The organism is Ciceribacter sp. RN22 (assembly GCF_024054295.1).
GTDB classification, from domain to species: Bacteria; Pseudomonadota; Alphaproteobacteria; order Rhizobiales; family Rhizobiaceae; genus Allorhizobium; species Allorhizobium lividum.
The window spans coordinates 610,976-623,699 of sequence record NZ_JAMXLD010000002.1 but is presented as its reverse complement, the minus strand read 5'-3'; the positions used below and the strand labels follow the sequence as shown (position 1 = coordinate 623,699).

Genomic DNA, 12,724 nt, shown 5'->3' with positions numbered 1-12,724 from the left:
CCGGAATGAGTTCGAGATATGAGGGGCCCGTCAGGGCATCAGTTGTCCGCCGTTCACCTCGAGCGTCTGGCCGATCATGTAGCCGGACAGGGTCTTCGAGGCGAGGAACAGGTAGGCGCCGACGCAGTCTTCCGGCGTGCCGAAGCGCTTCTGCGGGACGGTGGCGAGCTGGGCTTCCAGTTGCTGCGCGGTCGAGTAGCGCTCGTGGAATGGCGTGAGGATGACGCCCGGCGCCACGGCATTCACGCGGATGTCGTAGGCGATCAGTTCCTTTGCCATGCCACGGGTGACGTTGGCGACGAAGGCCTTGGCTGAGCCGTAGATGCCGGCGCCGCCGCTCGCGCCGTTGCGGGCCGCAATCGAGGTCGTGTTGATGATGAAGCCGCCGCCCTGCTTCTTCAGGTGCGGAATGGCGGCCGCAGAGGCGGCGAGCACGGAGCGGGCGTTGAGGTCCATCACCGCGTCGTAATGGGCGTCGGTCATCGCCTCGTAGCTGAGGCGCGCGACCATGCCGCCGGCATTGTTGACGAGACCGTCCAGCCGCCCGAAGGCCTCGGTGGCCTCATTGACGATGCGGGCCATCTCGCCTGAATGGGTTGCGTCGGCCTGCAGCAGCGTCACCTTGCCACCGGACGCGGCGATCTCCTCGCCAAGCCGTTCGGCCGCGTCGATGCTCGCATGGTAGTGGAGCCCGACCATGGCGCCCTGTTCCGCAAAGGCCCGGGCGAGCGCAGCGCCGATGCCGGTCGATGCCCCGGTGATGAGGACGGCCTTGCCGGCGAGATCGGGAATGACGAGGGTGGGCGCGGTCATGGTGTTTGCCTCCGGTGCCAGGCAGGACGGAAAGCCTCCGTCCCGCCCGCAGTTGTCGATGCCGCTCGCCGAGGGGGGCTCGGCGAACGGATCAGCGCGACCATGCAGATTCCTGTTTGATCCGTCCAATAGAAGATATAGATGCGATTATTCTCCAGAATTGCATAATCAAGGACGTCGCCATGGAACTTCGGCAGTTGCACTATTTCGTCACGGCGGCGAAGGTCGAGCATTTCACGGTGGCGGCGCGTCAGCTCAACATCGTGCAATCGGCGCTGTCGAGTGCGATCAAGGCACTTGAAGACGAACTCGATGCCAAGCTCTTCGTCCGCAGCACCCGCCAGGTCCGGCTGACGCCGGCGGGGCGCACGCTCCTGGAAAAGGCGCAGATCGTGCTCGATGCCGCGCAGGAGGCGCGCGACAGTGTGAAAGCGGTGCAGGATGCGCGCCGTGGCAAGATCGGCATCGGCACCGTTCAGGGGCTGTCGCCGTTCCTCGACCTGCCCGCGCTGCTCGCCGAGTTTCATCAGCGTCACCCGGAGGTCGAGGTCAGGCTCTGCCAGGGCGGACTGGCGCACCTGATCGACAAGCTGAGGAATGGTCTCATCGATCTCGCCTTCCTGCCGGTTGTCGATACGCCGCCCGACATCGTCACCCGCATGATCGCTTGCGAGGATCTTGTGGTCGTCTGTGCGCCCGGCCATCCGCTCGCCCGGCTGAACTCGATCGAGCTCACCGACATCGCCGGCCACGCCTTCGTCGATTTCGAGGCCGACCGCGGCACGCGGCGCCTGATCGACGACGCATTCTCCGCCCGCCGGCTCGAACGGCGCACTGCCTTCGAGGTCAGCGACCTCGACAGCCTCATGGAACTCGTCGGCCACGGGCTCGGCATTGCGCTGGTGCCGGAGACCGTCGCCGCCGCATGGCAGGGGGATATCCATGTCGCGGAGATCGCGGATGCGGAAATTTGCTGGGAACTGGTCGTCGCCTCGCCGGCGAAGTCCTGCGACGGTGCCGGCGGTGCCGCCCCACTCAAGTTTCTGGAGCTGCTTCCGGAGGTGGAGTGAGGTAGCGAGAACGAGTGATTCGCGCCGCTTCCGCGGTACTCGGAGAAACGAAAAAGGGCTCGCCGGTATTTCGGCAAGCCCTTGATCTGAATAGGGATGGTGGGCGTGACAAGGATCGAACTTGTGACCCCTACGATGTCAACGTAGTGCTCTCCCGCTGAGCTACACGCCCATCCGATGGCGGCTTAAGACCACAAAACCCTCTGTCCCGTCAATAGGGTTTTTTCGGTTTTGTGACGAGTTTTTTCAAACCCCTTACGCCGCAAGGAGTTTGTTGACCTCGTTGACGAGATCACGCAGGTGGAAGGGCTTGGAGAGCACCTTCGCGTCCTTCGGGGCCTTCGAATCGGCATTCAGCGCGACGGCGGCGAAACCGGTGATGAACATCACCTTGAGGTCGGGGTCGAGCTCGGTCGCGCGGCGCGCCAGTTCGATGCCGTCCATCTCGGGCATGACGATGTCGGTCAGCAGCAGGGAGAACGGCTCCTCGCGAAGATGATCGTAGGCGCTGGCACCGTTGTCGTAGGAGGCAACCTTGTAGCCTGCCTTTTCCAGCGCCTTGACCAGGAACCGGCGCATGTCGTTGTCGTCTTCGGCGAGGAGAATTTTCTGAGTCATGTATGGACCGCTACTCGTACTGATAGAAGGATGGATTCCGGCCGTTCACGCTAACGCCACCGGGGTAAACATCCGGTGAACTCGCGCGTTCGGGCCGTCCTGCCGCTTGCTATACTATGGACTTCACCAGGGCCAGCTGGCAACATGCTCATTGTTGCAAGTTGTTGATTTGGTAAAGAAGGGGCGCGATGGACGAGACGTACTGGGATCCGGAGCTGTTCGAGGTGTGCGAGCCCGAGACGCAAACAATCCCCTTCGTCTACAATTCGCCCCACAGCGGCCGCCGCTACAGCCGGGCCTTTCTCGAAAGCTCGCGGCTCGATGCGCTCGGCATCCGCCGCTCCGAGGACCACTTCGTCGACGAGCTGTTCGCCGCCGCCCCCGATCTCGGTGCGCCCCTGCTGCTCGCCCACTTTCCGCGCGCCTATGTCGACGTCAATCGCGAGCCCTACGAACTCGACCCGCGCATGTTCGTCGACGCCGTTCCGCCCTATGCCAACAGCAATTCCATTCGCGTCTCAGGCGGGCTCGGAACCATTCCTCGCATCGTCGCCGAAAACGTCGAGATCTATCAGCGGCGCTTTCCGGTCGCTGAAGCGCTCTCGCGGATTGAGACGATCTACAAGCCGTATCACGCCTGCCTGCGCAGGCTGATCGCCCGCACCCATGCGCGCTTCGGCTTCGGCGTGCTGATCGACTGCCATTCCATGCCGGGCAACATCCGGGTCGCCGGCACCGGCATCCGTCCGGACTTCATCGTCGGCGACAGGTACGGCACCAGCGCCTCGGCGGACCTCTCCAATGCCGCGATCGCGCTCCTCGAGGATCTCGGCTTCACTGCAGTGCGCAACAAGCCCTATGCCGGTGGCTTTATCACCGAGCATTACGGCCGCCCGGTGAAGGGGCTGCACGCCCTTCAGATCGAGGTGAACCGGGCGCTCTACGTCGACGAGGTCAGCCTTGCCAAGCGGCCGGACTTCGCCGCGCTCGCCGGGTCGCTCTCCGTCTTCATGGAAGGGATGGCGGAATTCGTCGCCGGCTACACGGGCGACAGCGCGCTCGCGGCCGAATAACCCCGATAGAAAAAACCAAAAAAAAACCGCGCCATGGGCGCGGCTAAATCTAGGGAGGAAACACCCAAGGAGGGTATTTACGGCCCGAAGACCGTAGGCTCACGCTAATATTGCGCCGCACAAGAGTCAAGTGGATTTTGGCATGTTTTTGTGCATGGCGAATTTTTAGGCATCCCTTGGGCCTTGCTCGCACATTGCAAAATGGGACAGGTCGGATAAGACAGTCCGTCAGTTACGTCCCAGAAACGGAAAATCCCCATGCGTCCCGACCGCGCTTTCTTCGACCGCCTCGCCGAGGCCGCCAGAGCGGAAACCCTGCCGCGCTTCCGCTCGCCCCTCAACGTGGTGAACAAGGAGGCGCTCGGCTTCGACCCGGTAACGGAAGGCGACCGCGCCGCGGAAGCGGCGATCCGCGCCATCATCGCGTCGGAATATCCTGAGCACGGCATTCTGGGCGAAGAGCACGACAATGTCGGCGTCGACCGCGACCAGGTCTGGGTCATCGATCCGATCGACGGAACGCGCGCCTTCATTTCCGGCGTGCCGGTCTGGGGTACGCTGATCGGCTTCCAGGAGAAGGGGCGGGCCGTCATGGGCATGATGGACCAGCCCTTTACCGGCGAACGCTACTTCGCCGACGGCGAGCATGCCTGGTACAGCGGGCCGGACGGCGAGCAGCGGATCAATACCCGCGAGTGCGACCGTCTCGAGGATGCGATCCTCTTCACCACGTCCCCGCATCTCTTCAAGGGAGTGGAAGCCAAGCGCTTCGAGGCCGTACAGGAGAAAGTCCGGCTGTTCCGCTACGGCATCGACTGCTACGCCTATGTGCTTCTCGCCGCCGGCCACGTCGACCTCGTCATCGAGACGGTGCTGAAGCCCTATGACGTCGGAGCCCTCATCCCGATCATCGAGCAGGCTGGCGGAAAGATCACCACCTGGACCGGCGAACGTCCGGAAGCGGGCGGGGCGATCGTCGCCGCCGGCAGCGAGGCGCTGCACGCGCAGGCGCTCGCCATCCTTTCCGGCAAATGAAGCCTCCGGCCGGACCTCAGGGAACGGCCGGACCGTCATCGCTGCCGGGAATGAAGGCCTCGATCGCCGCCAGCGCCTGGGCGCGGTAGCGGTCACGCTCCTGCAGGAGTTCGTGCCGGCCTCCGGGTACGGGCACCAGCTGGGCCGCGCGGAAATAGTGGGACAGCCGCTCCTGGTCGGCAAAGGGCACAAGCACGTCGTTGCCCGGAGAAATCATCACCGTCGGCACCATGATCGAGGCGAGATGGGCGGGATTCGAGACCTTCCGCATCGCGCTCTGCGCCTCGTAGAGCCAGCGTGCCGTCGGCGGCCCGAGGGCGAGTTCCGGATGGGCGCGCAGGATGTCCTGGTTGCGGCTGTAGCGTTCAGGGTCCGAGGTGAGCGGATTGCCTTCGAAGGGGGCGAGCGGTGAGTCGGAGGTCAGCCGCAGCCGGCCGAGTCCGGTCCAGCGCAAGAGCGCCGACAAGAGATAGATCTTGCCGGCGGAGAGCTTCTGGCCGCCGAGGCCGACGAAGGGGGACAACAGCACCATCCGGTCGATGCGGTTTGCAAGCCTCGGTGCCGCGGAAAGCGCGATCAGCCCGCCGGTCGAATGGGCGACGAGGAAGAATGGAAGGCGGGTATCCGGAAGCACGATGTGCTCGAGGAAGAGTTCGAGATCACGCACGTAGTCGGAAAACCGTGTGACGTGTCCGAGGCGCGGGTTCTTGAGCAATCGTTGCGAGCCGCCCTGTCCGCGAAAATCGAAGGTCGCGACCCAGAGCCCGCGGGCGGTCAGGTCGTTGATCGTCTCGTAGTATTTCTCGATCGACTCGTTGCGTCCGTGCAGCAGCACGACGGTGCCCTTGGCGACCGGCTGGGGTGCCCGGAATATGGCGTAGCGCAGTTTTGCGCTGCGATGGCCCTGGAAAAAGCCGGCGATGTGATTTTCCGGAACCGGATTTCCGGGTGTCTCGTGAAGGACAACTTCCATGCCGCCGCCCCGAATCATGCCCCCGAGCGGGATTGCCCGAACATAATCGGGATAGGATGAAGCCCGGGAGAGGTCAAAGAAAAAAGCCGGAACCGCCGCGCACGGGAAGAGGTTGGCGGTTCCGGCCAATCTGGACCGAAGACGAAGGGACGAATGCTTCGGCCGTCGGGGGTGACCCCGATGATTTCGTTCTAGTGAGTGGCCACTGAACGAGGTTTGAACCGGCCGTTCATCGGGCGTTCATCCGGTCCTGCGGCCTCCCTTGAATTCGCCGGACCGTCTTCCCATGTTGTTGATGCGGCCGCCAGAAGGGGCCGTCGAGTGGTTTCGGCGCCGCCTGAAAGGGGCACTGGAACCGGTTATCGCAATCCGTCGCTTCACCAGGAGGACATCATGCGTCACGTTGATTTTTCCCCGCTCTATCGTTCCACCGTCGGTTTCGACCGGCTGTTCACCATGCTCGACGGCCTCGGCCAGCCCGAGCAGGCCCAGGCCTATCCGCCCTACAATATCGAGCGCACGGGCGAGAACACCTACCGGATCACCATGGCCGTCGCCGGTTTCGACGAAACCGAGCTGACGATCGAAGCCCACGCCCATGTCCTGACGGTCAAGGGCGAGAAGTCCGAAGACGAAAAGACCCAGCAGACCGAATATCTCTATCGCGGCATTGCCAAGCGCGCCTTCGAGCGCCGCTTCCAGCTTGCCGACCACGTGGAAGTGACGAGCGCTTCCCTGAAGAACGGCCTGCTGCACATCGACCTTCTGCGCAACATTCCGGAAGCCATGAAGCCGCGCAAGATCGCGATCGCGGCGGAAGCCGTGAACGCGCCGAAGTCGATCGAGGCCCACGTCAACTAAGTCTGCGATATTCTTGTAAGAAAGGCGGCTTTCGCGAGGAAGCCGCCTTTTTCATATCCGGTGTCTGCCGAAAGCCGCGGCTCAGCCCAGTGCTTCGACGAAGCGATCGACCTCGTCTTCGGTCGTGGCGAAGCTCGTCACCAGCCGGATCAGCTTGTCGCTCTCGCCGAGCAGGTTCGGCAGTTCCTGCGGCACCGGCCAGTCATAGAAGCGGGCGCCGTGGTGTTCAGCGAGCGCGGCCGCATCCTTCGAAAGAACCGCGAAGACTTCGTTGGTTTCGGTGCCCCAGGCCAGCCGCCCGCGGTTCGACGCGGCGATGCCGGTCCGGAGCCTCGTCGCCATGGCGTTGGCGTGGCGGGCGAGTTCGAGCCACAGCCCACCCTCGAAATAGGCTTCGAGCTGCGCGGCGATGAACCGCGTCTTCGAGAAGAGCTGTGCCGAGCGCTTGCGGATGAACGGCATGTCCAGGGCCATTTCCGGCTTCATGAAGACGACGGCCTCCGCGCACCAGCAGCCATTCTTGGTGCCGCCGAAGGAGAGAATGTCGACGCCGCGCTTCCACGTCATGTCGGCGGGGGTCGCATCGAGCGCCACGAGCGCATTGGCGAAGCGGGCGCCGTCCATGTGCAGCGGCAGGCTGTTGGTGCGCGCGACCTCGCCGATCGCCTCGATTTCCGCGAGCGAGTAGACGGTGCCGCTCTCGGTCGCCTGGGTCAGGGTGATGGCCATCGGGCGGCCCTGGTGCACCGCGCCCGGCGGATAGCGGTCGATCGCGGCGGCGAGGGCTGCCGGATCGAGCTTGCCGCCCGGTCCCTCGACGGGCACGAGTCGGCAGCCGCCGGTCAGGAATTCCGGTGCCCCGCATTCGTCCGCCGTCACATGCGCCTCGGAATGGCAGAAGGTCACGCCGCCGGGGCGGGCGACGCTCGCAAGCGCCAGCGAGTTCGCCGCCGTGCCGGTGCCGACGAAGAAGACCGCCACCTCGCGCTGAAAGATCTGATTGAAACGTTCCTCGATCTGCCTGTCGAGCTCGCTGGTGCCATAGGCAGCCGCAGCACCCGACGCCTCCTTCACGAGACTTTCGGCAATCAGCGGGTGGGCACCGGCCCAGTTGTCGGAGGCGAAGAACATGGATCGTCCTGTGGTTGGATGAAGGAGTGGTTCACTGCCGGAGATTAGGGATTTCCCGGCCGCGATCAATGGTCTCAAAGTCGGACCGATCGCAAGGATGGTGGGTTGCAAGAAACGCAACCGATCCATCGATGCAAAGAAAGAAAATTTCCTCGCAAGTGTCGATCCGGCAATCATCGGTCCGTCTCCTGCCGGAATTTTCCGGTTCACTCTTGAAGTACGGCGGGGTTTCTGGCATAGAGGCGCAGGAATTAGGTCAGATGAGTTGACCTAATTTGAGGCTTTTGGCGGACGCGACACCATGTGTCTGTCATGACCTCGGACTAGATTTGCGATAGATTGGCCGCTTGCCATGCAGGCGGACTTGTCGCGCGGGCCGGTTCCGGGTTGCCGGGCAGGCGCGCGCGATACAACAGGAGGGAAGGCGATGACGAAGATGGCTCCGTCTGAAGGATCGATGATGGCTCATGCGTGCGCGGACGAGACGCGTGCCGCGACCAAGCGTGCCGGCCTTCCCGCCAAACAGGGGCTCTATGATCCGTCCAACGAGCATGATGCCTGCGGCGTCGGCTTCATCGCCCACATGAAGGGCGAGAAGTCGCACCAGATCATCAAGGACGGCCTGTTCATCCTCGAGAACATGACCCATCGCGGCGCCGTCGGTGCCGATCCGCTGATGGGCGACGGTGCCGGCATTCTCGTTCAGATCCCGGACCGCTTCTTCCGCGAGGAAATGGCCAAGCAGGGCGTCACCCTGCCGAAGGCGGGCGAGTACGCCGTCGGACATTTCTTCTTCCCGCAGGACGAAGAGCAGATCGCCCATTTCAAGGAGGTCATCGCCGAGGTCTGCCAGGACGAGGGGCAGCACCTGCTCGGCTATCGCGACGTTCCGGTCGACAATTCGTCGCTCTCGAAGGCGCCGGATATCGCCGCGACCGAGCCGCGTCACATCCAGGTCTTCATCGGGGCCGGCCGGGACGCCGCGACCCAGGAAACGTTCGAACGCCGGCTGTTCCTGCTGCGCAAGGTCATCTCCAACCGCATCTACGACCAGTACGGCGGCCACGAGACCGGCTTCTACCCGGTTTCGCTGTCGTCCTCGACCATCGTCTACAAGGGCATGTTCCTCGCCTACCAGGTCGGCGCCTATTACCAGGACCTGCGCGATCCGCGTTTCGTCTCGGCCGTGGCGCTCGTCCACCAGCGCTTCTCGACCAACACCTTCCCGTCGTGGAAACTCGCGCACCCGTATCGCATGGTCGCCCACAACGGCGAGATCAACACGCTGCGCGGCAACGTCAACTGGATGGCGGCACGTCAGGCCTCCGTCTCGTCGCCGCTCTTCGGCGCCGACATTTCCAAGCTCTGGCCGATCTCCTACGAGGGGCAGTCGGACACCGCCTGCTTCGACAACGCGCTCGAATTCCTGATGCGCGGCGGCTACCCGATGGCGCAGGCGGTGATGATGCTGATCCCGGAAGCCTGGGCCGGCAACCAGTTGATGTCGGCCGAACGGAAGGCCTTCTACGAGTACCATGCGGCGCTGATGGAGCCGTGGGACGGCCCGGCGGCGGTCGCCTTCACGGACGGCAAGCAAATCGGCGCGACGCTCGACCGCAACGGCCTGCGTCCGGCCCGCTACATCGTCACCAGCGACGACCGGGTCATCATGGCCTCGGAAGCGGGCACGCTGCCGGTTCCGGAGGAGCGGATCGTCAAGAAGTGGCGCCTGCAGCCGGGCAAGATGCTGCTCATCGACATGGAGAAGGGCCGCATCATCTCCGACGAGGAGGTGAAGTCCGAGCTCGCCAAGACCCATCCCTATCGCGAGTGGCTCGACCGCACGCAGCTGATCCTCGAAGACCTGAAGCCGGTCGAACCGCGGGCGCTGCGTCGCGACGTATCGCTGCTCGACCGCCAGCAGGCCTTCGGCTACACGGTCGAGGACACCAAGCTCCTGATGTCGCCGATGGCCACCACCGGCCAGGAAGCGATCGGCTCGATGGGCACGGACACGCCGATCTCGGCGATGTCGCAGAAGTCGAAGCTGCTCTACACCTATTTCAAGCAGAACTTCGCGCAGGTCACCAACCCGCCGATCGATCCGATCCGCGAAGAGTTGGTCATGAGCCTCGTCTCCTTCATCGGACCGCGGCCGAACCTGCTCGACCACGAAGGCGCGGCACGGGCGAAGCGGCTCGAAGTGCGCCAGCCGATCCTCACCAACGGTGACCTCGAGAAGATCCGCTCGATCGGCCACACCGAGGACCGGTTCGACACCAAGACGCTGGACTTCACCTATGACGCCGAGCGCGGCGCCGAAGGCATGCCGGAAATGCTCGACCGCCTCTGCGAGCGGGCGGAGGCTGCCGTTCGCGGCGGTTACAACATCATCGTTCTCTCCGACCGCCAGATCGGGCCGGACCGGATCGCTATTCCCGCGCTGCTCGCCACCGCGGCCGTGCACCACCACCTGATCCGCAAGGGGCTCCGGACCTCGGTCGGCATCGTCGTCGAGTCCGGCGAGCCGCGCGAAGTGCATCACTTCTGCTGTCTTGCTGGCTACGGTGCCGAGGCGATCAATCCTTATCTCGCCTTCGATACGCTCACCGACATGCACAAGCACGGCGAGTTCCCGAAGGAAGTCGACGCCAACGAAGTCGTCTACCGCTACATCAAGGCGGTCGGTAAGGGCATTCTCAAGGTCATGTCCAAAATGGGCATCTCGACCTACCAGTCCTATTGCGGCGCGCAGATCTTCGATGCCGTCGGCCTGTCGTCGGAGCTGGTCAACCAGTACTTCTTCGGCACCGCCACGACCATCGAAGGCATCGGGCTCAAGGAAATCGCCGAGGAGACCGTTAACCGTCACCACGCCGCCTTCGGCAAGGACCCGGTTCTTGCCAACACGCTCGACATCGGCGGCGAGTACGCCTTCCGCATGCGCGGTGAAAACCACGCCTGGAGCCCGGATTCGATTGCTGCTCTCCAGCATGCGGTGCGCGGCAATTCGCGCGACCGCTACCGCGAGTTTGCCCAGATGGTGAACGACACCTCGCTCAGGCTGAACTCGATCCGCGGGCTGTTCACCATCAAGTCGGCGAACGAGCTCGGCCGCAAGCCGGTAGCGCTCGAGGAAGTCGAACCGGCCGTCGAGATCGTCAAGCGCTTCTCGACGGGTGCGATGTCCTTCGGCTCGATCAGCCGCGAGGCGCATACGACGCTCGCGATCGCGATGAACAAGATCGGCGGCAAGTCGAACACCGGTGAGGGCGGCGAGGAAGCCGACCGCTACATGCCGCTGCTCGACGGGTCGGCCAATCCCGAACGTTCGGCGATCAAGCAGGTCGCGTCCGGCCGCTTCGGCGTCACGACCGAATACCTCGTCAATGCCGACGTGCTGCAGATCAAGGTCGCGCAGGGTGCGAAGCCCGGCGAAGGCGGCCAGCTGCCCGGTCACAAGGTCGATGCGACGATCGCCAAGACCCGCCATTCGACCCCGGGCGTCGGCCTCATCTCGCCGCCGCCGCACCATGACATCTACTCGATCGAGGATCTCGCGCAGCTGATCTTCGACCTGAAGAACGTCAACCCGGTCGCCGACATCTCGGTGAAGCTGGTCTCGGAAGTGGGCGTCGGCACGGTTGCCGCCGGTGTCGCCAAGGCGCGTGCCGACCACATCACCATCTCCGGCTTCGACGGCGGGACCGGGGCGTCACCGCTCACCTCGCTGAAGCATGCCGGCAGTCCCTGGGAGATCGGCCTTGCCGAGACCCAGCAGACGCTGGTGCTCAACGGGCTTCGCTCGCGCGTCGCCCTGCAGGTCGATGGCGGTCTGAAGACCGGCCGTGACGTCATCATCGGGGCGATGCTCGGCGCCGACGAGTTCGGCTTCGCCACCGCTCCGCTGATCGCGGCGGGCTGCGTGATGATGCGCAAGTGCCATCTGAACACCTGTCCGGTCGGCGTCGCGACCCAGGATCCGGTTCTCCGTAAGCGCTTCAAGGGTACGCCGGAACACGTCGTCAACTACTTCTTCTTCGTGGCCGAAGAGGTTCGCGAAATCCTCGCCTCGCTCGGCGTGCGCAAGCTCGACGAGATCATCGGCGCCTCGGAATACCTCGAGAAGGAAGAGATGCTCGCCCACTGGAAGGCCAAGGGGCTCGACTTCACGAAGATCTTCCACAAGGTGGAAGCGCCGAAGGAAGCGACCTACTGGACCGAGCGGCAGAAGCACCCGATCGACGACGTGCTTGACCGCAAGCTGATCGAGAAGGCGATGCCGGCTCTCGAAAGCAAGCAGCCGGTGGTCTTCGACGTCGACATCAAGAACGTCGACCGTTCGGCCGGCGCCATGCTTTCGGGCGAACTCGCCAAGCGTCACGGCTACAAGGGCCTCAAGGACGACACCATCCACGTCACCTTGCGTGGCACGGCAGGCCAGTCGTTCGGCGCCTTCCTCGCCCGCGGCGTCACCTTCGATCTCGTCGGCGACGGCAACGACTATGTCGGCAAGGGCCTCTCGGGTGGACGCATCATCGTCCGTCCGCCGGAGAACGCCCGCATCGTCGCCGAGAACTCGATCATCGTCGGCAACACTGTTCTTTACGGCGCCATCGAAGGCGAGTGCTACTTCCGCGGTGTGGCCGGCGAACGCTTCGCCGTGCGTAACTCCGGTGCGGTGGCCGTCGTCGAAGGCGTGGGTGACCACGGCTGCGAGTACATGACCGGTGGCGTCGTCGTCGTGCTCGGGCAGACGGGCCGCAACTTCGCGGCCGGCATGTCCGGCGGCGTCGCCTACGTTCTCGACGAGGAGGGCGACTTCGCGTCGCGCTGCAACATGGCGATGGTCGAGCTGGAGCCGGTGCCGGAAGAGGACGACATGCTGGAGAAGCTGCACCACCACGGTGGAGACCTCATGCACAAGGGCCGCGTCGACGTCTCGGGCGACATGACCCGCCATGACGAGGAGCGTCTCTACCAGCTGATCTCCAACCACCTGCACTACACGGGGTCGGCGCGGGCAAAGGATATTCTCGACCGCTGGGCCGAGTTCCGTCCGAAATTCCGCAAGGTGATGCCGGTCGAGTACCGACGTGCACTGGAAGAGATGGAGCGGATGCACATGGGGGTCGCCGCCGAATGAGCGC

9 protein-coding genes and 1 tRNA gene are annotated in these 12,724 nt (G+C 64.0%); 5 read left to right on the top strand and 5 right to left on the bottom strand.

The features are described from left to right. Window positions 1-30 precede the first annotated feature (30 nt). Window positions 31-813: an SDR family NAD(P)-dependent oxidoreductase gene (locus NHF53_RS17980; protein ID WP_252835440.1), complete on the bottom strand. Its 783-nt coding sequence runs from the start codon at window positions 811-813 to the stop codon at window positions 31-33. Between the two features lie 182 nt (window positions 814-995). Here NHF53_RS17980 and NHF53_RS17975 point away from each other — a divergent pair, with 182 nt between their 5' ends. Continuing rightward, a complete protein-coding gene (locus NHF53_RS17975) occupies window positions 996-1,883 on the top strand; it encodes a LysR family transcriptional regulator (protein WP_252835439.1) in 888 nt (295 codons plus the stop codon). A gap of 97 nt (window positions 1,884-1,980) precedes the next feature. Here NHF53_RS17975 and NHF53_RS17970 read toward each other — a convergent pair. Both NHF53_RS17970 and cpdR1 read right to left on the bottom strand, forming a co-directional pair. Continuing rightward, a tRNA-Val gene (locus NHF53_RS17970) sits at window positions 1,981-2,055 on the bottom strand. Between the two features lie 83 nt (window positions 2,056-2,138). Next, window positions 2,139-2,501, bottom strand: a complete 363-nt coding sequence (gene cpdR1 / locus NHF53_RS17965; RefSeq protein WP_114364253.1) for a response regulator CpdR1 — start codon at window positions 2,499-2,501, stop codon at window positions 2,139-2,141. Between the two features lie 188 nt (window positions 2,502-2,689). Here cpdR1 and NHF53_RS17960 point away from each other — a divergent pair, with 188 nt between their 5' ends. Continuing rightward, a complete protein-coding gene (locus NHF53_RS17960; protein ID WP_252835438.1) occupies window positions 2,690-3,574 on the top strand; it encodes an N-formylglutamate amidohydrolase in 885 nt (294 codons plus the stop codon). A gap of 258 nt (window positions 3,575-3,832) precedes the next feature. After that, window positions 3,833-4,609 (top strand): histidinol-phosphatase, encoded by a 777-nt coding sequence (gene hisN / locus NHF53_RS17955; RefSeq protein ID WP_114364251.1) that lies wholly within the window; start codon window positions 3,833-3,835, stop codon window positions 4,607-4,609. Window positions 4,610-4,625: 16 nt separating this feature from the next. Here the strand turns inward: hisN and NHF53_RS17950 are convergent, their stop codons facing one another. Next, on the bottom strand, window positions 4,626-5,582 hold the full coding sequence (locus tag NHF53_RS17950; protein WP_252835437.1) for an alpha/beta fold hydrolase: 957 nt from the start codon (window positions 5,580-5,582) through the stop codon (window positions 4,626-4,628). Between the two features lie 393 nt (window positions 5,583-5,975). Between NHF53_RS17950 and NHF53_RS17945 the strand changes: the two genes are divergently transcribed. Then, the gene (locus tag NHF53_RS17945) at window positions 5,976-6,443 is read left to right on the top strand and encodes an Hsp20 family protein (protein WP_114364250.1); all 468 of its coding nucleotides are present in this window, start codon (window positions 5,976-5,978) and stop codon (window positions 6,441-6,443) included. 81 nt (window positions 6,444-6,524) lie between these two features. Here the strand turns inward: NHF53_RS17945 and NHF53_RS17940 are convergent, their stop codons facing one another. Next, a complete protein-coding gene (locus NHF53_RS17940; protein ID WP_252835436.1) occupies window positions 6,525-7,574 on the bottom strand; it encodes a low specificity L-threonine aldolase in 1,050 nt (349 codons plus the stop codon). Between the two features lie 457 nt (window positions 7,575-8,031). Between NHF53_RS17940 and gltB the strand changes: the two genes are divergently transcribed. After that, complete coding sequence (gltB, locus tag NHF53_RS17935) at window positions 8,032-12,720, top strand: glutamate synthase large subunit (RefSeq protein ID WP_252835999.1); 4,689 nt, start codon at window positions 8,032-8,034, stop codon at window positions 12,718-12,720. The last annotated feature ends 4 nt before the right edge of the window (window positions 12,721-12,724 follow it).